Here is a 20,773-nt window from a genome sequence, read left to right on the forward strand (position 1 = left end):
TTTTCTAAAATGGATGCAATTACATATGGAGGAGTTCCCGAGTTGGCCAAAGGGGACGGACTGTAAATCCGTTAGCTCAGCTTTCAGTGGTTCGAATCCACTCTCCTCCACCATATGCGGAAGTGGCTCAGTGGTAGAGCATCGCCTTGCCAAGGCGAGGGTCGCGAGTTCGAATCTCGTCTTCCGCTCCATTTGTACCGCTAGCTCAGCTGGATAGAGCGTCTGGCTACGGACCAGAAGGTCGAGGGTTCGAATCCTTTGCGGTACGCCAAGCAAGTTTACTTAGGTAAGCTTAGCAGAAATACGCATTTGTTGCGTGTTTAGATTTTAAATAACTTACTTTATATCCGAATTCTTTTAACCTCTAACTATTGGAGTATGAAAAGAGGGTGATATGAAGAAAAGTCAATTTAAACTAGACACGTTGCAAATGCGTTTTTTGTTGTCTAAAAAAGTGAATGGCATTAAAGAAATTACCTTAGAAAGCTATCGCAAAATATTCATGAACTTTGAACACCAAACTGAAAAGCCGATGGATTATGACAATCTCCTAGAGCAAACAGCGGACTTCTTCTACAAGATCAATTGGTATTCTGATATGGCGTTCAATAATCAACGGGCACATTTGAATTGCTATTTTAATTTTCTTATTGAAGAAGAGATACTGAAAGCAAATCCAATCAAGGAACTAAAGATCACAAGGCGAAAAGAAGATGACCAGCCGAAGCCTACCTGTATTGAAGAACTGGAAGCCTTGTTGGCGGTTATACCTTCATACAGTTATGTGGGTAAGCGAGATAGAACAATGATTCTGCTAATGGCAGATACCGGCATAAGACCAGCGGAAGTGGTACGCCTTAAGGTGAGTCATGTAGACTTGCAGAAGGGATATATCTTCCTCACAAAAGACATTACAAAAACGAAAAAAGATCGTATTACGCCTATATCTAATGAAGTGAAGAACAGCCTTGTCGATCTTCGGGAAATCGTCTTAAGTCAATGGGAGAACAAGGACCATCTATTCTTAACGGAAGACGGCGAAGAAATGGAAACACACGTCCTAAGAAATAACATGAAGCGTTATTCAAAGTTAGCAGGCGTAAAGGTAACACCTTATCAACTACGCCACTTCTTCGGAACAGAATACCTTCGCCATGAAGGGAATCTTCTTTATCTTCAAAAGGTCATGGGGCATAGCAATCTGAACACGACAAAAAAATATATTCAGATCGATGAAAATGACCTGTTACGTTCGCACAAGACCGCTTCGCCTATAAAAGGGCTTATACGGAAGAAGAACAGAGATAATCAACGCTTTAGAATTAGAAACAAGGATAATATCACCATATAAGGCTACACAATCAAATATAAGACATTATAGATAAATAGGAATATAATTCCATCTATAAAAGATTAAAACGCCTTAAAATGGACGTGAGAGCCTCAAATAAGAAGAAGTAACAAAAAAGAAGCATGAAAGGTAGGAATTGGAATGAATTATAGAGAATTTGAAGAGTGTATGGAATTTTGCGGCTGTGAAACAACCTTCGAAGAGGACACCATTACCGTTAGCGAAGGTGGAGATGTAAGTATTTTAGCAGAGATTGATACGTCGTCGGGTTCACCGGCACAAGTACAATTCAACATTGATAACCTTCGGGATTATTACTGTTCACAAGTCAATACAGTTGGCGAGCGGAAACAAGATTGGCATATACCCGTTCACCAATTCGCAAATTTAGTATTTACCTTTGTTCTTACGAATCAAGAAGCTAAATACGATCCGCCAATTGATTGTGAAGAAGAACCGTTCTTTGATTATGAAGATATTGATTTAGAAGATTTCCTAACGGACTATTAAGAAAGAAGCCCTAACGCTTATGTTAGGGCTTTTAATTTAGATCATGATAGCGAGCGGGAAAAATGGGAAAACAAGCATAAAAAACGAATCAATGTTCTTATATTACGATTCAATTACAAATATAAACGGCTTAACCATGCGGGTTATAGAAGATAAAAAATTTGAAGAAAGGTTGTTAACGCTTGCCTAAATGGGTATAATATAAGTGAAAAGAGAATAAGAGATAGTGATGTTCACAAAAATAGATCAAATTAGGAAGGTGATGTTACTAAAGTTACTTAGAAAATCGTGCGAGCCATAAGCAACCCAACTGATTCATAAAGGCGAAGCCTACATATTGTTCCACTACAAGGCAAGCCAATAGACGAAACATAAAGCAGAAAAGAAACTGCTAAGGCGATGAGCATCATTCGATACTCAACTTCTCTTTTCGATGAACCATAACAAATTCATAAGGCTATTGTGCTAAACAGCAATAGCCTTTTTCTATTTTCAGGCAAGTGTAAGTATCAAGATAAAATTAAAACGCTTTAAATTAGAACCTAGAGCCTTGAAATAGAAGCTAAAATAATCTGATAAGGAGAAAAATAATTGGAAATTCAAAATGTTACAAGCTATAAAGCACTAATGGAAAACATGAACCGTATAGGACTTCGAAGCAAGGTAGAAGATAGAGGAAGAAAAGTCGTTATTTACTACTTCGATAAGGAAATGAACGAAAGTAAAGTTGTTGTTCTTATCTATTTAGCAAGTGAAAAATACTATCCGATGTGTTTTAACATTGATTCCTATGTGGCGTATAGAAAACGATATGCCGAAGCGAAGCCGAAGAAATTTAAAAACAGAACAGTACAAGATGATGTGGAAACACTTTATAGAAGCATAGCCACTTATTACCTTAACGCTAAAAAGCTTGTAGATAATCAAAAGGAGCAATAAAAATAGATAAGGAACAAAAGAAAATGAATAGCGGAATTGATTTTGAATATGTGAATGTATTCGTGGATCAGTACTTAAAACTATACGATCAGATGAACCGAATCGGACTGGACATAAAGACAGAAAATAACGGAAATCGTGTAGTGATCTATCAGAAAAGCAAGAGCAAGAAAACAGATATAGCCATAGCTACCATTTACTTAGATGATACGGAACGAGACATAGAATTTCATTTCACGCCTTGCCTTCATCGTATGGGCAAGAAACCGAACCATAAGCGAAACACAAAAAAAGATTGGCGATTCAATATTCAAACCTTAGTAGATAGTGCCTATTATTTTTATGCCAGTATTAAGGATATGAACCGGCGAAAAGAATTAGGTTCGAATCCAATTGTGAGACGATACGAAAGTAAGTAAACTATAAGAGAGAAGCAGAAAATTATACGAACGGGGGAAGGGAACTTCCCCTTAGTAGTATGACATATAGAAGAAAAGGGAAGTTATGACTGATCAAGAAATCTACGTCAATTCAAAAGAACTATATCAGGACATCTTAAAACTTGAAGAACAGGGCAAAAAGAACATATTGATTTCATCACCTGTAGAAACAGGCAAGACAAATTTTTTATTTGAATATCTTGTAAAGCAGAAACCAAAAAGCAAGATAGCCATTTTTTCGAATCGTGCATTACTAAAGGGACAAACGAGGGATAAAATCTATAGAAACCAATTCATGAAGATTTCAAACATTCAGATTCCAAGCTATTGTTATCAGATCATAGATAAAGCCTTAGATGATTCAAAATCTGCCAAAGAAAAAGCATTGGTATTCATAGAAGAATTAAATACCAAAGATAAAAACAGGATGTTAGACGAAGAGGAAGAGGAAACAATCATTGAAGCATTTGAAAAAACAGAGCGTTTCATCAGGGAAGAGATCCAGGATTTGGATTATCTTATTTTAGATGAAGCCCACTACTTCACAACGGATAGCACATTCAACAATAAAACCGCCGAACACTTTAGTTATATTTTTAACAAGAATAAAGTTACCAAACTGTATTTGACGGCAACACCTGAAACTCTGATAGAAGCAATTAGGGAATTTGAGGTGTTGAATGATGTAGAAGAGAATCAAAAGATCGTGATATTGAAACCATTGCCTCAAGATATAACAGTGGAACTCGAGTACGCAGGGAAGGATGAAAGTCCAATACTCAATTACTGGCAAACAGATATACTGGAACACACTGCAAGCAGCTACACATTTGAATTTATTCATGAGCGAAACAAAGAAAAGCGACTGGAACAAGAACTAAGTAAATCTAACCCAAAAGATAAGCTAATTTATTTCACAAACAACAAAATGAAGGGGTTTCATCTCTTTGGAAAAGCAGAAGGACGAAAAATGATAGACAAATCCTTGAAAGGTGGTTTGTTTATATGTAGTCGTTACGACTCGAATGGATTTAACGAATTTATTAACGATAGAGAAAGAGAAAACATTATCAAGAACGAGCGATTCAACGCCGATGTTTTAGTAACAACGAAAGCGTTAGATAACGGGGTGAATATTAAGGATGCGAACGTTAAGCGAATATTCATAGAAGAAGTTAGCTACGATGAAGCAATCCAAATGCTGGGTAGAATCAGAACGAAAGATAGGCGTACAAACAACCCGATTCATGTTATGATTGCCGTGCCGGACTATTCAAGCATACAAAACAACATAACATCACTAAAAAGAAATAGAAGCTTAACGGATAACATTTTTAAGAGAGCGCAACTGACGGCGCAAATACAAGCATACGAAGATCTGAAAGAATTTCGAATTGGCGTTTATAAGAAACTTACCTTTAGTTACTTTGAATGCTTATATTCCTATTTCACACAAAGTGATGAACAATTAGTGATTAGCGAAGTTTATGGTATAGAAGAACTGTATCAGGAATTTGAAAAAGACAAAGCAGAGATTGAACGCATAAAACAAAAAAAGCAGAAACGAAAAATAAAAGAAGAGAAAAAGCAAAAGGCACAAGCAATAGAACGTACGTTCTCGAAGTATGGGAATAGGGAATTGTTAAAAGATGAATTTGATATATTGGCGAAAGAATTGAATTTTAAGAATAAGAATAGGAAGCCGTTAAAAAGTTATATGAAAATCAATGAACAGTTGATTGAATATGGTTACGAGATAGAATCATTCAAGCCTACAAAAGGAGAATCACGAAACAAGACAATTTATAAATTTATCGAAAGAACTGGATATGGTAGAGAATGAATGTTCTTAAATTGACGCAAATTTACTACTATATATAGAAAGTGCGTCAATCTTAGAACAACACATATTTGAAACGCATTCTTAAATTAAATTAGATTAAAGATTAAGGCGATAGGGGGCAGAAAAGCCTCTATTCGCCGTCTTGATTTTAAAAAAGCATACAAAGATTGAGGTTTTCGCTTCTCTTGACGAGTAGCAAGATTCCATAACAGGATAACTTTCATTCTCTGAATTGGGCGAATACCTGGCGAGGAACGACGAAGGTATCTGAAAGTCCACACTCTTGACGTAGGGTGACAAGATGACGAGTAACAACAATCCTCCATGAGAAAATTAGAAAAAATTTTCGAATGATTAAATTGTCTTTATTAAGTTTAGTCTATTTCCAAAGTATGTAGGTTCATCATAGAGTTGATAAGACAAGAAGAATGATGGATTCGTTCTTATATTCTGACGGGTTCTTCCGGCTTGGGACTTCCTAAGTTGTGATGGTTCATCTTGTTAAGTTTCTTTTTTTAGAATTTATTTTTACAAGAATAGCAGATTAAGAGAGGTTATCCTTAGCCATATATAGAGAACCTATTTACTTGATAAGTTATTAACAATCATTCAGTGCTAAACTTTAAAAGATCAAGTCAAACAAATGGCATGAAGTAGGCGTATAGGTTAGGTAATACAGAAAAAGAAATAGAGAAAATACTTGACAAAAATATAACATAGGAAAAGTGAATGTTTAAAAGATCAGTCCATGATTGATAGGCATTGAATATGAAGTGAACAATTAGAACACATGTTCTTAAGGCGTTTATTTTTTCTTAACCATAACCCTTTTATGATTGCTTAACTTAGAAGATTCATGTTCATTTGTGCTAAACGTAGAAGTTAGGTCATAGATGATGGAACCATATTTAGTGAAGTACCGGCGAAGGGTAGTAGCGTTGAATCAGTATATTTAATAGCATACACCGAAACGGTGTAGGATTTTCATCGTAAATTCATAATGGGAACGAATAACACGACAGTATGAGCATTGAAATTTCTAGGTTCACCAAAGGGGGATCAAAATGATCCTACTTATTCAAACGTTGAAAGCAAGCCATTATATAGCAACTGAAATAGAATAGTACGTTACAGAGCCGTCTCTCCATGTCAAAGTTTCGGAAAACGGGCATAAAAAAAGTTAGTGTATAGGCGACTGTGGCGGAGATGAGGAGACAACCCTATTCTTTTTTCTTCGCCAATTTTATGGAAGGGGTTAGGGGGCATATTATCAACCGATAAAACTTTTTAAAGATTAGTTAACTACCCCCCTTCTAATTCGTTTAGGTGCTAATGGTATGAATCAGATATGAAAGTAGGGGATAATATACTACGACAAATCATAGAGCGTATGAATAGAGAGTGTATAGCCTTCCCCGCCTATTATTTTCTTGTTGCTGATGATTTAAAGCGAATAGAATGATTCATGAATCATAGATTCAAAACAGAATGGAAATATGATCCATCTTTTTTTGTTGCTAAAGGTTTATCGACCATACATAGAAGGAACAAACGGAAGATTTCTATTCATGACCATTTAAAAATATCTGTTTATAAAAGTACACAAAAACAAACTAAGCGAAACAAACAGAAACGGCGTTTATAAACATAGCAAAAATAATTTACAAATGTTTATAAAAAAGACTGGACATTTAAAAACACTTCGGCTAAAATAGAATCACCAAATCAAAAGGGGGTTCTATTATGGCAGATAGTTATACTTACGGTTATGCGAGAGTATCGACGAAAGAACAAAATGCGGATAGGCAAGTAAAAGCGATTTATGATTATTGTAATCAAAAAGGAATTTCTATTGACGAACGTCATATGATTGTTGACAAGGCAAGCGGAAAAGACTTCAAGAGAAAAAACTATTCTGCACTTCGGAACACCATGTTACGTTCCGGCGATACGCTTATTGTGAAGGAACTTGACCGCTTAGGACGTAACAAGGAAGAAATCAAAAGGGAACTGGAACACCTCAAAGAGCAAGGCATAAGGGTGAAGATACTTAACATTCCAACAACGCTGGTAGACTTAGAGGGCGAACAATCTTCTCAATGGGTCATGGAGATGGTGAACAACATTCTAATCGAAGTGTTAGGTGCTATAGCCGAAGAAGAACGACTGAAGATAAGGCAACGCCAAAGGGAAGGAATCGACCTTGCCAAAGCGAAAGGGGTAGAGTTGGGTAGACCGAAGATGAACTATTCAACGCTAACGGATCAACAAAGAGAGATTATAGAAGCAAACTATCCAAAGTGGAAGGGTAAAGAAATTACCGCTACAAGGTTTATGGAACTTGTAGGGCTAAAGCGTAACACCTTCTATAAGATCATGAAGGAATACGAGGAAGAAGTGTTGTAATTTGAATAGGCTTATGGTAACTTAAGTTAAGGTTCAAAATGAATTCAGATATAAATAAATACAAGTCAATGGCGACGGGCTATACGATCAAACGAGAGTTGATGAGGCTTCAAAGATTGAATCTTAAGTGCGTTAGGGTTCGAATCCTTTGCGGTACGCCAAAGCAAGTTTACTTAGGTAAGCTTGCTTTTTTATTGCATTCATAGAATAATGGATTTTACGATAATGATTTTTAATCGGAGCAGGTATGCCAACGGATATATTTTTTTGCAAGGGGATGTATTTTTCGTCGAAGGGGTGATTGGATGGACCCATACGTATTGTTTTTCGTGTTTCTGATCGTGGCATTTGGCGCCATGATTATTTCTTATAATGTTAAACGCACTTCGTATCCCGTAGAAAAAGGGGCTCATTTCATTCAACGTCCGACATCAAATCCCTTGGACAGAGAGCGGATCATTCATTCCTTAGGTCTTGAGGATGAGGAAGAGAACCTTGATGAGGTGATCGAATCGGCGCGAACCTTTTATAAGACCGTTTACGACACAATCATTGCCGGTAACATTAGTGAAGAGGTCGCCGGTTTTTTGGCGCGCCTGGCCATTACCGATCCCTATTTGATTCAAGACCGTCAATTTAAAGCTATTTTAGATTTAGAAGTGCTCATGGATAAGGGGGCCGTTTATAACGAGGACGGGTCCTTATGGAATTTGGAAGTTTTAAGAACGATTCTGAACACTTTGGCGGATTTTTTTCTGGAAAAGGTGGAGTCCCCGCTATTTGCCTCTGGAGATTCCTTGAAAAGAGCGAATTTCAGCGTCAAGTTTGACGCCTTGGAGAGATTGGTGAAGGATGCGAGGGGGGAATCTAAATCTCATGGGCCTTCTGAACCGGCGACGGATCTTCGTCGTGAAAGAGCAGAAGAGGAAGAGGCCCGACTTATCGATGAGGAATATTTTGAATGGTGGCTCGTCCATTGGATCATCGAAGAAGAGGAACGCCGCCGGGAGGAGACGCCGGATCGGAGCATCTTCACGCACAAAAATTTCGGCGATGCGTCCTTTAAAGAACAGGATGTCTTCTATGATGAAGACTACGACGGCGAGGGCGACGATGAAGAGGTTTATGACGATTACGACAGTTATTGGGACAGTTACGACGCAGGCGATGTCGATGATTTGGATTTGGACGTGTAGTTTCAGTTTTTCTAAAATGCTTCGATGGGTATCGAGGCATTTTTTTATTTGGAGAAGCGACGTTGACAAAGAGGGGTCAATAGCGTATCATTTAAGAAGTGACAATGTGTCATTAAGGAGGAATTATGGCAAGAGCGACATTTGAAAATTTAGAACCATCTAAAAAAGAACGGCTACAGAAAGAATTGCGAAAATTCTTTGAAGAAACGCCGGTTGAATCCATTAATGTAACGGCTATTGTAAAAACCTTGGGCATTGCCCGCGGTTCGTTTTACCAATATTTCGACGATTTAGACGATTGTTATTTCACCGTGTTGAAGGAAGCCACGGGGCAGGTGCATCATGTTTTTTTTGATTTGCTTGAAAAGAACCATCACGATCCGGAGGCTACCCTATGGGCGTATCAGGACTATTTACTTGAAGCCCTTTACGATCACAATTTAAGAAATCTGTACCGCCCGCAGTTTCTTGCCTTTGAAAAGAGCAGCCTTTCTCATGGGAAGGATTTTGTAAAAAAGCATTACGGCAAGAGCGAAGCCCATATAATTTTATACATGATGGCGGTTTTTCACGAGTTAATCAAGGACAGCATGATCGAGGACTACACGAAAGAAGAATTTAGAGAAGCGTCGAAACAATACATCGAGTATTTGTTGGGAGGGATCGGCGATGAAAGAATTTGAGCTGTTTTTCGACAGCATGTATTTAATCTTTGTCATTTTTCTGGGCATCCGTATGTTGCTTCTGCGAAAGGAAAACAGCGGCCTCGTGGGGGCCATGGCCATGCTCCTGGGCTTTGGCGATGCCTTCCATTTGATTCCAAGGATTATTGCCAATGTACAGGCCAACGGATTTGAGCTCCACGCTGCAGATCTTTTCTTCGGCACCCGCGTCTCGGCCATGACCATGTCTTTGTTCTATCTCCTGTTTTACTATTACATTCGGCGGGAGATGAAAGCATCGAATCGCACGTTGGATGTTCTCATGCCGGGGCTATTTCTTATTCGGATCTGGACAGTGATTTTATCGTTCAACCACGCCCAAACCATGGGCTTGATTTCAAATATTCCCTTTGTGATCATGGGCCTGGTGGATATCGTGCTGCTATACAAAAAACGATATAATACAAACTTCGGGAAGCTATACCTCTATGTATTCTTTAGTTTCCTCTTTTACGTGCCGGTTGTTTTATTTAAAGAAACCATGCCCACCATCGGCATGTTAATGATGCCGAAGACGGTGATGTATGTCCTCATCGTTTGGACGCTTTACGGCAATTTAAAAGGCGAGTTTGACAAAAATGATCTGCTGCAATTTGCCATGGCCTATTTATTTTTCGGCGTATTTGCCGGGGCCTTTTATCGGGAAATCGGAAAGATCTACCCGGTGGTTTCGAAAATGGCATTCCTCCACGTCCACTTAATCGTGTTAGGCTTTGTTCTTTTGACATTAGTCTATTTGCTTCTTCGTGACCGTGCTTTTGAAAACGCCCGCCTGAAAAAAATCCTCACCATTTATAATTTCGGCATGTTCTTTTCTTTCAGCGCCATGTTTTTGCACGGCATGATCGACAGCTACACCGTCGGTGATGTCGCCCGCATCGGCATGGTGGCCGTCTCCGGCGTGGGACACATACTCCTTACTGCAGCATTCATATGGGCGGCGGCATCGGGACTGAAAGTAATCGAAGCTTAAAGGGAATCGGCACAAGGGATTGTGTCGATTTTTTTGTGTTTATTTTCTTATTGCCTGTACCTGAGCGGGAGAATCCGCTGTGTCCCCCGATTTATCCATGTTATAATAATCTTCGGAAATAGGGAGAATCGATTTCAAGCTCTTGTCGCTAGATTTTTGAAAACGGGTATAGATTAAACGAGGTGTTTTTATGAAAAAGACGAATGCACTCAGGCATTTAGATGCTGAAGGTATCCCTTATGAAACCTTCGAATACGATCAAGACGCGGAGGTGGACGGCGTAAAAATCGCCGAGCTAAACCATTTGCCCGTGGAAGCCGTATTTAAGACATTGATTACTGAGGGAAAAGACAAGGAACATTTCGTCTTCGTTATTCCCGTAGCCGAAGAATTGGATTTAAAAAAGGCAGCCAAAGTTTGTGGTGAGAAAAAAATTGAGATGCTTCACGTAAAAGATCTCTTGCCCCTTACCGGCTATGTACGAGGCGGCTGCTCGCCTGTAGGGATGAAAAAATTATTTCCTACCTACATCCACGAGACCGCCATTCTATACGATGCGATTTATGTCAGCGCCGGGAAGAAGGGAATGCAAATGCGCGTCAATCCCGAAGAATTGGGCAGGTTAATTGATGCGACTTTTGAAGATATTACGAAAGAAGGTTGAAATGACGATTCACGATGAATTTATTCAGTGGGGAAAACTGATCACCCTCTGCGACGAAGACCGCCGTGCGCTTTCGACGATGACCGACGACGAAATAGCGGACAGTTTTTACCAAGAGCTGGCCTTCGGAACGGCAGGCCTTCGAGGAAAAATCGGTCCGGGCATGAACCGCATGAACGAACAGGTCATCGCCCGCGCCACGCGGGGGCTGGCCGGCGTCATCGAGAAGCGGGGGCAAAAAGCCATGAACCGCGGCGTCGCCATTGCCTGGGATGTGCGTGAAAGAAGTGAGCGATTTATGAAAGTCGCCGCTTCGGTGCTGGCTTCCTGCGGCATTCAGGTGCACATTTTCCCGGATATTCGTCCCACGCCCATGTTGTCCTTTGCCGTAAGGGAATTGGGGACACAAGCGGGCATCGTGGTGACGGCGAGCCACAACCCGAAGGAATACAATGGCTATAAAGTGTATTGGAAGGAAGGCTCCCAAATTCGCGACGACATCGCCGATGAAATCTCCCGGGAAATCGCCAAATTCGACTACACCGTGTGGCCGGAAAAAACCTTCGACGAATACAAAGAGGAAGGCTTCATCCACGTGATCGATGAAGCATTGGAAGAAAAATACTACGCCCTCACCTTGGCCAAGGCCGTGGAAGAGGACATAAAAAAAGATATTTCCATCGTCTACACGCCATTAAACGGCACGGGGAATTTGCCCGTTCGCCGTGTGTTGAAGGCGCGTGGATTTGAGAACATTCATTTGGTTGAAGAACAAATTGCGCCGGATAGCACCTTTAAGTCTGTAGGCTATCCCAATCCCGAGGATATCAAGGCGTTTGAAAAGGCGTTGGCCCTGGGAAAAGAAGTGGATGCGGACATCCTCATCGCCACCGACCCGGATTGCGACCGCGTCGCCATGGTGGCAAAAGATGCCTCCGGGGAGTTTATTCCCTTTACGGGCAATCAAGCGGGAGCCCTTCTTCTCGAATACATTCTGTCCCGCCGCGCAGCGAAAGGCGATCTGCCGGCAAACGGCGCCGTGGTGAAGAGCATCGTCACCGGCGACATCGGCCGCAGAATTTGCGCCCATTACGGCGTGACCATGTTCGACGCCTTGACCGGATTTAAAAACATTTGTGCCCTGGCCAACGAATGGGACGATACCCGCGAGTATGAATTTTTATTCGGTTTTGAAGAAAGCATCGGCTATGTTTACGGCGACCACGTGCGAGACAAAGATGGTGTCGTCACGTCCATGATGGTGGCTGAAATGGCGGCTTACTACCTGAGCTTCGATAAGCGCCTTCCGGAAGTGCTGGACGAAATCTTTAAGACCTACGGCTATCAAGGAGAAAGGCTCCTTTCCGTGGTGAAAGAAGGCAGAGAAGGTCAGGCTTTGATTCAAGGCATTATGAAGGATCTGCGGGCAAATCCCATGGATTCCATCGAAAGCCTGGAAGTGGAAAAAATCGTGGACTACGCCGAGGGCGTCGAGGGCATCGGCACCAGCAATGTATTGGAATACCACATGGACGACGGCAGTCGATTCTATGTGCGTCCTTCCGGTACGGAGCCGAAGATCAAGCTGTATATTTACACCAAGGACAAAGACGAAGAAAAAGCGAAGGAGAAAATCGAATGGATCGAGTCTGCCGTTATCCGTCGATTTAATCAAGCATGATTCTTCTCGTCGATACCAATCCCATCTTGGAAGAGCGCCTGAAAGGCGAAAGCTTCCCGAAAGGCGCCCTATCCCGCGCAAGTGAAAAGCAGACCACACCGGCGGGATACGGCACCCATATGGCGCGGCTTGCAAGAAGCATCAATGAATCGGTGCGGCTCATGACCTTTCTCGGCGGCGACGCCGGGGGGCGCTATAAAAAGCTGATGGAAGCAGAAGGCACCCAGGTGGTGGCGAAAAATCTTCGCGACGAAACCCGGGAGCACGTTATTCTGGAGGAAAAGAATAAAAAGACCACGATCGAAACCGCTGAGCCTCGGCGCACGCGGGAAGATATGGTGGATTTCTACGATCTTTTTTTAAGGGAAGCGGAAAAATCGGATGCCGTGGTTCTCTGCGAATCCACGGGAACGGGAGAAGCCGACGGGATGAAACTTCCCTTGGTACGCTACGCGCGGAAACTGTCGAAGCCGGTGATTATCCTAGCTTCTGAAGCGGATGATGAGGAAGCTGTGAAAGAAGCGAAGCCCTTCGGCCTCGTCGTGAACCGCCATGTGTTGGCGGCAAAAATAAACAAGCCCATTCACTTTTTAGGCGAGATTGTCTCGGCCTTAGATACGCTTTACGGCGGCGAAATTCCCCTGATTCTGGTCACGGGAAGCGAGCGGGGATCCATTCTCCGAGCTCGCGGAAGCTACTACTTTGCGAAAAATGAAGACAAAAAAGGAAGTTTCGATGCCCATTATGCCGCATTGGCACTGGCCGCGGGCATCGTCAGAAAATACGACGCCCCCACGGTATTGAAGCTGGCTCACGGGGCGGCAACCACCGAAGGCGAAGCGGACTTCGCTGATTTAAAAGGACGCATGAATCAAATCGATGTACAACGAATGGAGGTATAAACATGAAATTTTGCTTAGATAGAGAGAAGGTACTGTTTTTATTTGTAGATTTTCAGGATTCCCTGGCATCGGCCATTTACAATATCGACGGCGTGAAGAAATATGCCGGCATTTTGGCTGAAACCGCTGAAATCATGAACATTCCCACCGTGTTTACCACACAATACAAACGGGGCCTCGGCGAATTCAACGAAGCCATTCGAAGCAAAGTTTCCGGCGGCGCGGATTTCGACAAAAAAGCCTTCTCCTGTATGTTGGATGAAGACATAGCCGCCTACATCGACGAAAAGAAACCGGAGCAAGTGGTGGTATGCGGCATTGAAGCTCATATTTGCGTGCTCATGACCGTGCGCGATTTAATCGCCAAGGGCATCGACGTTTACGTCGCCCACGACGCCGTCAGCTCCAGAGAAAAAGAAAACGTCCGCTTCGCCCTCGACGAAATGCGTCAAATGGGCGCAACCGTTCGCGCCACGGAAACCATTCTGTTTGATTTAAACAGCGTCTCCGGTACCGATGAATTTAAAGCGGTACAGAAATTAATCAAATAATGCGTTTTCTGCACACAGCGGATCTGCATTTAGGACGAAGTTTTCCTTACGAAAGAGAAGACGACCGCATCATCGGCCGAAAGGATCGCTTTCGCACCTTTGAGCGCGTGTTAAAACTAGGGATTCAGGAGCAGGTAGACTACCTTTTTCTCGTCGGCGACATTTTTGAGCAGGAGAAGGTGAGCTCTGCCGAGGTGGACTACGTCTTGAACTGCTTGGCCCACGCTCCTTTTACCACCTTGCTTCTCTTAGGCAATCACGACTACAAGATCTACGATGACGTGGCGGCTCGTTTGCCGGAGAACGTGTATTTATTTTCCAACGAAATCATGGATCGCTATGAAGACAGGGATCGTGGCGTGGTCTTTTACGGCACCAGCTGGACACGGGCAAGTTACAATAAAATCCTACAATTTGAAGGCACAATCGGCGACGAGGGTCTTCACCGCGTGCTCCTGCATCACGGCAATTGGAGCGGCGGCGACGGGTATTTCCCGGTGGATGCCAATCTGCTTCATGCCTTCGACTATGTGGCTTTGGGCCATGTGCACAAGCCCATTATGTACGAAAACAAGCTGCAGATGTGCGGCACGCCGGAGCCTTTGGATCGAACGGATCGCGGAAAACTCGGCGTGGTATTAGGGGAGCTGGACGAGGTGCTCACCACCCGCTACGTGCCTTTGGCGGCCCGTTTGCTGAAACAGAAAAATTACCTGCGAAGAGACAGGGCCGACGACGAGGCCATTGTGGCTGATGCCAAGGCCTTGGGCCATTCGAAAGACTTTATCTACAGCTTTCATCTGTCCGGTGCCTACAGCGGCATCTTGGACCGGGAGCTCCGAGGGATTTTCGACGAAAAGGGCCTTTTGTATGAGCTCAATTGGGAAAAGGATCTGCCGAAGATCATTGAGCGCATGGAAAGAGAACACCAAGGCGATCTTCTCGGCGCCTTTCTGGCGCGGGCGAAGGCCTACGACGGCGATGAAGAGACGCGCCTCGCCCTCTGTGATTTAGGTTTGCGTGCCCTTTTGGGGGAAGACTATGATTCATAAACTCTATATGCGGGATTTCGGCTGCTTCCACGACACGACGGTTGCCTTTCAAGAAGGCTATCAATGCCTTCCGGGGCCTAATGAATCGGGAAAAACCACGACGACGGCCTGTATTCAGGCGATTTTATACGGCTTTTCCAAAGACAGCCCGACGCGTAAGCTTTATTCCTCGGCCTACGACGATTACTTTCCCTTGGAGGGGCGGGATTTTTCTGCCGCCATGGAATTGGAGGTAGGAGGCAAACCCTACGTCATCGAGCGGAATTTTATTAAGGAAAAGGAAACGCTTAAAATTTACGATGTGGAGGCCAATCGCTTTCTGTCCGATGAAGACGCCCTCTACACCTTTTCCGGCATTCCACAGCCCGGGGCACTGTTTTGGCAGCTGTCCCAAGGGGATTTTCTACGCTTCTTCGCCATGGACGATTTGCAATCTACGGGAGCGGAGGCGATTTTTAAGCGCGTTCAGGAGATGAAAAATTTTCTGCGCACCAACAGCACCGCCCTGAATGTGGAAGGAGCCCTGGACTATCTGGCCAAGGAGAAAAAGGCCTTGGGCACGGAGAGAGCGAAGAAATCGCCCATCGGCGACAATCGGGAAAAGCTCAAAGGAATGGAAGCGAATTTAGCGGATTTTCGCGCCCGGTCCCGCCATTTGGAAGATGAGGAAGAAAAGCGTGAGGCGTTACTCAAAGAACTTCGCGCATTGAAACTCCGTCAAAAACAGGCGAGAGACAAAGAACTGCTTCTGCCGCAACTGGCCGTGGCCGCGGAAGAAGTGGCACAATGGGATCGGGCTTTGGATGAAAACGAAGCGAAGATCGAGCGCTACGAAAGAAAGCGGGGCAAAGGCTTCTCCAGAGGCATCTATTATAAACTCGCTTTGCTCTTCGGTTGTGTCGCTGCGGCAATTGCCGTGGTTTTCATGACGAGAGATCGGGCAGATTTCGCCTCCCTTTCAGCCCTTGCGGCAGGGGGCTTATTTGTCGTCGCCCTGATTCTGTTTGTTTTGCGGCGGCTCACCCTTCGTAACATTCAGCGCTACCATCGGGCATTTTACGAACGGGATCAATTGCTGGAAAAAAAGAACGCCCGCTTTCATTGGTTTGACAACTTGGTGGAAGAAGACATTACCATAGAAGAGCTGCTGGACGCCATGAAACGACGCATGAAGGCGCTGGAGCATGCGCCCCTTGAAACAGGCTTGGACGAAAAAATTGAAGCCCTGCAACGGCAAGTGGGTCAGGTCGATGCTCGGCGGGAAGAAAAAGATGCCATTGAGAAAAAAATGGAAAAGGCGACGAAAGCCTATGAAGACGAGCAGGCCCGCGGGGCGCAGCTGAGCAAAAAGCTGGCCCTGGTGGAGGCTTGCGAAAGCATACTCAGAGCATTGGACGAAGGGGGAAGAGAGGATTTTAATCGGGCCATGTTAGAAGACGGCACCCGTTATCTGTGCGATCTTTCCCGGGGGCGCTACAAAACTATCGCCCTTTCGGAAGACGGCTTCGTCCTTCAAAAAGATGACGGCCATTGGCTGAAGGAAACCCAGCTGAGCAGATCCACGGCGGATCTATTGGTTCTTTCTCTGCGCCTGGCCGCCGTAGAAAAAATGGATCCCTCGATTCCCATGATCTTCGACGACGGATTCGTCTATTTAGATGAAGGGAGACGAGGGCGATTGAAAGACGTATTGAAGAAATTGAACCGGCAGGTAATCGAATTTACCACGCCGAAAAGAGAAAGGAGTGCCGATTGATTTGGGCGATTGGCGATTTACATTTAGATCATAAAAAAGAAAAGCCCATGGATGTATTCGGAAAGAAATGGGAAAATCACGAGGAGAAAATTTTCTCTTCGTGGGAAAATACCGTCGCCGAGGGCGACCGCGTCTTGGTTGTCGGCGACATTTCATGGGCCCTGAAATTGGAAGAAGGAGAGGTGGACCTTCGGCGAATCGACGCGTTGCCCGGGAAAAAATACCTGATTAAGGGCAATCACGATTACTGGTGGTCCTCCATGAATAAATTAAACAGCTTGGATTTAAAGACCGTGGAATTCCTACACAATACCGGCGCCGTAGATGATACGGTGGCCTTTTGCGGCAGTCGCGGTTGGACCGATATCGACGCCACGGGATTCGACGAGCAGGACGAAAAAATCTACAAACGGGAATTAAATCGCTTGCAGCTGAGCATCGACGATATGGAGAAAAAAGCGAAAGGGCACGCCATCGAAACCAAAATCGCCCTCTTGCACTACCCGCCCTTTAACGCCAAGGGCGAACCCAACGACTTCGCCGATCTCTTGAGCACTGCAGGCATCGATATTTGCATCTACGGCCATCTCCACAGCTTCGGCCATAAATTTATCGTGGAGGGAGAAATCAACGGCGTTCGCTACTACTGCGTCTCGTCGGATTATATTAATTTCGAACCGAGAAAGATCGAGGTCTAGGATGGAGCGAGAGATCGAAGTTAAAATCCTTCACGTGGATTTAGAGGCCATGGAAGAAAAATTAATTTCCATGGGCGCCGAAAAAATCGGCGAGGAACAACAGGCAAATTACCTCATCGATTCCGCGGCCCATCCCATTGCAGCTGAGCGGGGCTACTTGCGCATCCGCCGCATCAAACAAGGCGGCAAAGAGGAGATTCAGTGCACCTTTAAGGAAAAAAAGAGCCAAGAGGGCGTTCGTGTCTATGACGAGCACACGGCAATCGTCGACAGTGCGGAAGAGATGATCGCCATCTTTGGCCTTTTAGGCTACGACAAGGTGGAAGTGGCGAAAAAGCATCGCATCAGTTATGCCTATAAAAACTGCCGCCTGGATCTGGACCGGTGGGACCCCGAGAGCTTTCCCGAGCCCTATATGGAAATCGAAGGGATGACGAGAAGGGCCATCGAAGCGGTGATCGAAGACTTGAACATTAGCAGAGAGCAGGTCAGCACGAAATCCATTGCCGAGTTAAAAAAATCTTGGAATAAATAGTACAACACATATGCCGACTGTGCTATAATAAATCCCGAGGAGGAATTCTATGACAGGTTTTAAGTACATTCGTTTTTTTCATGAAATCCGCAAAGATGATGTAGACATCGTCGGCGGCAAGGGCGCCAATCTCGGTGAGATGACCAATTTCGGTTTAGACGTTCCCCCGGGATTTTGCGTCACATCGAAAGGCTACGACGCCTTTATCGAATACGCCGGATTAGATGAAAAAGTTCGTTTTTTAATGCAAGATTTAGACGTGGACGACGTGGATATGCTCACAGCGGCATCCAACGACATTCGCAGAAACATTGAACAGGGCGAAATCGACCCGGCTTTGGAAGAAGAAATTATTTTAGCTTACAAAGAATTCAGTCGTTCCATCGATTTGAGAGACCCCCAAGTGGCCGTACGTTCTTCGGCTACGGCGGAAGACTTGCCCGATGCATCCTTCGCCGGTCAACAAGACACCTATCTGCACATCGCAGGGGAAGAAGAATTAGTACAACACGTTCGCAAATGCTGGGCATCTCTTTGGACCCCGCGGGCCATTTACTACAGAGAAAAACAAAAATACGACCACTTTGCCGTTTCTTTGGCCGTCGTCGTACAAAAAATGGTCAATTCGGAAAAATCCGGCGTCATGTTTACGGCCAACCCCATCAACAACAGCCGCGACGAAATGATGATTAACGCCAGCTACGGTTTAGGTGAAGCCGTGGTCAGCGGTACCGTCACCCCCGACGAATACGTCATTAAGAAAAGCGACAAATCGGTTTTGGAAAAAGTCATCGCCGACAAGAAGAAAATTGTCGTACAAAATGATTCCGGCATCGGTACCCACGAAGCCGATGTGGAAGACATTTTAGGTGCCGGCGCCGTGAAGGAAGAATGCTTGACGAAAGAAGAGCTGAACACCTTAATCGACGCGGGCTTAAAGATCGAAAGCCTCTACGGCAGCGTACAAGACATCGAATGGGGCATGGACAGAGATACCAAGGGCCTCTACATTTTGCAATCCAGACCCATTACCACACTGGGCGATGCACCGAGTGCATCGGACAATTCGAAAGAGGAAGGCATGAATCAAGCACCTGAAAAATTAAATCCCCTGGTTCGCGGCTTGGCTGCATCGCCGGGTATCGGACGCGGCAAAGTTAAAAAGATCAAAGACGTCAGCGAAATCAACTTGGTAAAAGAAGGGGATATCCTCGTCACGGCCATGACCAATCCGGACATGGTACCTGCCATGCGTACCGCCGCCGCCGTCGTCACCGACGAAGGGGGCAGAACCTGTCACGCCGCCATCGTCAGTCGGGAATTGGGTATTCCCTGTGTCGTCGGCAGTAACGACGCCACCGAAGTCCTTCAAGAAGGCCAATTCATCACCGTCGATGCCACCCGCGGCGTCGTCTACGAAGGCGATGTCTTGAAAGACAAGGAAAAGAAAAAAGACGATAGCGCAGCCGGTGCAGGCGCAGGCCTTGGCATTTCCGCCGAAGAACTTCGCCAAATCGTGGCACCTACCACGGCGACAAAGATCTACATGAACTTAGGCGAGCCGGCCCTCATCGAAAAATACAAAAACCTGCCCTTCGACGGCATCGGCCTCATGCGCACGGAATTTATTTTCACCAATAAAATCGGCGCGCACCCCATGTACTTGGCAAAAACCGACCAAGGCGACATCCTTATCGACCAATTGGCCGAAGGCATTGCCGAAGTCGCCGGGGCCATCTATCCGAAGCAAGTCGTCGTTCGCATGAGCGACTTCCGTACCAACGAATTCCGCGGCCTCAAGGGCGGCGACGAAGTGGAACCCCACGAAGAAAACCCCATGATCGGATGGCGTGGCGTCAGCCGCTACATTTCGCCGGAATACGAAAAGGGCTTCCGTTTGGAATGTAAGGCCATGCGTAAAGTGCGGGAAGACTTCGGTCTGACCAATGTGGTCGCCATGTTGCCCTTCGTTCGCACGCCGGAAGAATTGATTACCGTCAAAGAAATCATGGCGTCGGAAGGCCTGAAGCAATCGAAAAACTTCAAGATTTGGATCATGGCGGAAGTTCCCTCCGTTGTTTTCCAAGCGGAAGAATTTGCGAAGTTGGTCGACGGCTTCTCCATCGGCTCCAACGACTTGACCCAACTTACCATGGGCGCCGACCGCGACAGCGGCATCTTAAACCGCATGGGCTACTTCGACGAACGCAACGAAGCAGTGAAGCGCGCCATTAAGATCCTGGTGGACGCTGCCAACAAAGAAGGCATCACCTGCTCCATCTGCGGTCAAGGCCCGAGCCAATACCCTGAATTTGCAGAATTCCTCGTAGAATGCGGCATTACCTCCATGTCCGTTAACCCGGATACCGTCGACTACACCCGTCGTTTAGTCGCCGGCGTAGAACAAAAAATGATTCTGCGTAAATTAAGAGAACAAAAATAACAACATTCTGAAAAATCCGCCCCTTGCAGGCGGATTTTTTGGTGCAATGAAAGAGGGTACGGCTGAAAAAGGCAAATAAAAAAGCTCGAGTGGCGGCTCGAACTTTTCGAT

General features: G+C 44.7%; 18 protein-coding genes and 3 tRNA genes. All 21 read left to right on the forward strand.

Annotated features, from left to right (window positions below; genetic code table 11):
* The first annotated feature begins 27 nt into the window (after positions 1 to 27).
* The 21 genes from WKT05_RS06600 (at position 28) to ppsA (ending at position 20,662) form a co-directional block, all read left to right on the forward strand.
* A tRNA-Tyr gene (locus WKT05_RS06600) sits at positions 28 to 113 on the forward strand.
* A 3-nt stretch (positions 114 to 116) separates the two neighbouring features.
* Positions 117 to 191 (forward strand) — tRNA-Gly (locus WKT05_RS06605).
* 3 nt (positions 192 to 194) lie between these two features.
* Positions 195 to 271 (forward strand) — tRNA-Arg (locus tag WKT05_RS06610).
* Positions 272 to 394: 123 nt separating this feature from the next.
* Positions 395 to 1,351, forward strand: a complete 957-nt coding sequence (locus WKT05_RS06615; RefSeq protein ID WP_340413451.1) for a tyrosine-type recombinase/integrase — start codon at positions 395 to 397, stop codon at positions 1,349 to 1,351.
* A gap of 141 nt (positions 1,352 to 1,492) precedes the next feature.
* A complete protein-coding gene (locus tag WKT05_RS06620) occupies positions 1,493 to 1,861 on the forward strand; it encodes a hypothetical protein (protein WP_340413452.1) in 369 nt (122 codons plus the stop codon).
* Positions 1,862 to 2,452: 591 nt separating this feature from the next.
* The gene (locus WKT05_RS06625) at positions 2,453 to 2,800 is read left to right on the forward strand and encodes a hypothetical protein (protein WP_340413453.1); all 348 of its coding nucleotides are present in this window, start codon (positions 2,453 to 2,455) and stop codon (positions 2,798 to 2,800) included.
* Between the two features lie 23 nt (positions 2,801 to 2,823).
* Positions 2,824 to 3,219: a hypothetical protein gene (locus tag WKT05_RS06630; RefSeq protein WP_340413454.1), complete on the forward strand. Its 396-nt coding sequence runs from the start codon at positions 2,824 to 2,826 to the stop codon at positions 3,217 to 3,219.
* Between the two features lie 85 nt (positions 3,220 to 3,304).
* Positions 3,305 to 5,083 (forward strand): DEAD/DEAH box helicase family protein, encoded by a 1,779-nt coding sequence (locus tag WKT05_RS06635; RefSeq protein ID WP_340413455.1) that lies wholly within the window; start codon positions 3,305 to 3,307, stop codon positions 5,081 to 5,083.
* A gap of 1,743 nt (positions 5,084 to 6,826) precedes the next feature.
* Positions 6,827 to 7,489 carry a recombinase family protein gene (locus WKT05_RS06640; protein ID WP_340413457.1) on the forward strand — a complete coding sequence of 221 codons (663 nt, stop codon included), beginning with the start codon at positions 6,827 to 6,829 and terminating at the stop codon, positions 7,487 to 7,489.
* Positions 7,490 to 7,794: 305 nt separating this feature from the next.
* Positions 7,795 to 8,685 carry a hypothetical protein gene (locus WKT05_RS06645; protein WP_340413458.1) on the forward strand — a complete coding sequence of 297 codons (891 nt, stop codon included), beginning with the start codon at positions 7,795 to 7,797 and terminating at the stop codon, positions 8,683 to 8,685.
* A gap of 125 nt (positions 8,686 to 8,810) precedes the next feature.
* Positions 8,811 to 9,368 (forward strand): TetR/AcrR family transcriptional regulator, encoded by a 558-nt coding sequence (locus tag WKT05_RS06650; protein WP_215508915.1) that lies wholly within the window; start codon positions 8,811 to 8,813, stop codon positions 9,366 to 9,368.
* Positions 9,355 to 10,380 (forward strand): DUF2871 family protein, encoded by a 1,026-nt coding sequence (locus tag WKT05_RS06655; RefSeq protein WP_340413460.1) that lies wholly within the window; start codon positions 9,355 to 9,357, stop codon positions 10,378 to 10,380. Before WKT05_RS06650 ends, WKT05_RS06655 begins: the two co-directional genes overlap by 14 nt.
* 190 nt (positions 10,381 to 10,570) lie before the next feature.
* On the forward strand, positions 10,571 to 11,044 hold the full coding sequence (ybaK, locus tag WKT05_RS06660; RefSeq protein WP_215507291.1) for a Cys-tRNA(Pro) deacylase: 474 nt from the start codon (positions 10,571 to 10,573) through the stop codon (positions 11,042 to 11,044).
* 1 nt (position 11,045) lies between these two features.
* Positions 11,046 to 12,725 carry a phospho-sugar mutase gene (locus WKT05_RS06665; protein WP_340413461.1) on the forward strand — a complete coding sequence of 560 codons (1,680 nt, stop codon included), beginning with the start codon at positions 11,046 to 11,048 and terminating at the stop codon, positions 12,723 to 12,725.
* On the forward strand, positions 12,722 to 13,627 hold the full coding sequence (locus WKT05_RS06670) for a PfkB family carbohydrate kinase (RefSeq protein ID WP_340413462.1): 906 nt from the start codon (positions 12,722 to 12,724) through the stop codon (positions 13,625 to 13,627). Before WKT05_RS06665 ends, WKT05_RS06670 begins: the two co-directional genes overlap by 4 nt.
* A gap of 2 nt (positions 13,628 to 13,629) precedes the next feature.
* Positions 13,630 to 14,178: an isochorismatase family protein gene (locus WKT05_RS06675; protein WP_340413463.1), complete on the forward strand. Its 549-nt coding sequence runs from the start codon at positions 13,630 to 13,632 to the stop codon at positions 14,176 to 14,178.
* Positions 14,178 to 15,230 carry a metallophosphoesterase family protein gene (locus tag WKT05_RS06680; RefSeq protein WP_340413464.1) on the forward strand — a complete coding sequence of 351 codons (1,053 nt, stop codon included), beginning with the start codon at positions 14,178 to 14,180 and terminating at the stop codon, positions 15,228 to 15,230. The genes WKT05_RS06675 and WKT05_RS06680 overlap by 1 nt, the downstream gene beginning before the upstream one ends.
* A complete protein-coding gene (locus tag WKT05_RS06685) occupies positions 15,220 to 16,986 on the forward strand; it encodes an ATP-binding protein (RefSeq protein WP_340413465.1) in 1,767 nt (588 codons plus the stop codon). Before WKT05_RS06680 ends, WKT05_RS06685 begins: the two co-directional genes overlap by 11 nt.
* Positions 16,983 to 17,684, forward strand: a complete 702-nt coding sequence (locus WKT05_RS06690; RefSeq protein WP_215507303.1) for a metallophosphoesterase — start codon at positions 16,983 to 16,985, stop codon at positions 17,682 to 17,684. Before WKT05_RS06685 ends, WKT05_RS06690 begins: the two co-directional genes overlap by 4 nt.
* A 1-nt stretch (position 17,685) precedes the next feature.
* On the forward strand, positions 17,686 to 18,219 hold the full coding sequence (locus tag WKT05_RS06695) for a class IV adenylate cyclase (RefSeq protein WP_340413466.1): 534 nt from the start codon (positions 17,686 to 17,688) through the stop codon (positions 18,217 to 18,219).
* Between the two features lie 49 nt (positions 18,220 to 18,268).
* The gene (gene ppsA / locus WKT05_RS06700; RefSeq protein WP_340413467.1) at positions 18,269 to 20,662 is read left to right on the forward strand and encodes a phosphoenolpyruvate synthase; all 2,394 of its coding nucleotides are present in this window, start codon (positions 18,269 to 18,271) and stop codon (positions 20,660 to 20,662) included.
* The last annotated feature ends 111 nt before the right edge of the window (positions 20,663 to 20,773 follow it).

The organism is Peptoniphilus sp. HCN-40583 (genome assembly GCF_037892835.1).
Taxonomy (GTDB): Bacteria; Bacillota; Clostridia; order Tissierellales; family Peptoniphilaceae; genus Aedoeadaptatus; species Aedoeadaptatus rachelemmaiella.

Bases quoted from the DNA above. Each gene is read 5' to 3' on its own strand.
- WKT05_RS06615 (WP_340413451.1), top strand. From the start codon at position 395: ATGAAGAAAAGTCAATTTAAACTAGACACGTTGCAAATGCGTTTTTTG.
- WKT05_RS06620 (WP_340413452.1), top strand. From the start codon at position 1,493: ATGAATTATAGAGAATTTGAAGAGTGTATGGAATTTTGCGGCTGTGAA.
- WKT05_RS06630 (WP_340413454.1), top strand. From the start codon at position 2,824: ATGAATAGCGGAATTGATTTTGAATATGTGAATGTATTCGTGGATCAG.
- WKT05_RS06635 (WP_340413455.1), top strand. From the start codon at position 3,305: ATGACTGATCAAGAAATCTACGTCAATTCAAAAGAACTATATCAGGAC.
- WKT05_RS06640 (WP_340413457.1), top strand. From the start codon at position 6,827: ATGGCAGATAGTTATACTTACGGTTATGCGAGAGTATCGACGAAAGAA.
- WKT05_RS06645 (WP_340413458.1), top strand. From the start codon at position 7,795: ATGGACCCATACGTATTGTTTTTCGTGTTTCTGATCGTGGCATTTGGC.
- WKT05_RS06650 (WP_215508915.1), top strand. From the start codon at position 8,811: ATGGCAAGAGCGACATTTGAAAATTTAGAACCATCTAAAAAAGAACGG.
- WKT05_RS06655 (WP_340413460.1), top strand. From the start codon at position 9,355: ATGAAAGAATTTGAGCTGTTTTTCGACAGCATGTATTTAATCTTTGTC.
- ybaK (WP_215507291.1), top strand. From the start codon at position 10,571: ATGAAAAAGACGAATGCACTCAGGCATTTAGATGCTGAAGGTATCCCT.
- WKT05_RS06665 (WP_340413461.1), top strand. From the start codon at position 11,046: ATGACGATTCACGATGAATTTATTCAGTGGGGAAAACTGATCACCCTC.
- WKT05_RS06670 (WP_340413462.1), top strand. From the start codon at position 12,722: ATGATTCTTCTCGTCGATACCAATCCCATCTTGGAAGAGCGCCTGAAA.
- WKT05_RS06675 (WP_340413463.1), top strand. From the start codon at position 13,630: ATGAAATTTTGCTTAGATAGAGAGAAGGTACTGTTTTTATTTGTAGAT.
- WKT05_RS06680 (WP_340413464.1), top strand. From the start codon at position 14,178: ATGCGTTTTCTGCACACAGCGGATCTGCATTTAGGACGAAGTTTTCCT.
- WKT05_RS06685 (WP_340413465.1), top strand. From the start codon at position 15,220: ATGATTCATAAACTCTATATGCGGGATTTCGGCTGCTTCCACGACACG.
- WKT05_RS06695 (WP_340413466.1), top strand. From the start codon at position 17,686: ATGGAGCGAGAGATCGAAGTTAAAATCCTTCACGTGGATTTAGAGGCC.
- ppsA (WP_340413467.1), top strand. From the start codon at position 18,269: ATGACAGGTTTTAAGTACATTCGTTTTTTTCATGAAATCCGCAAAGAT.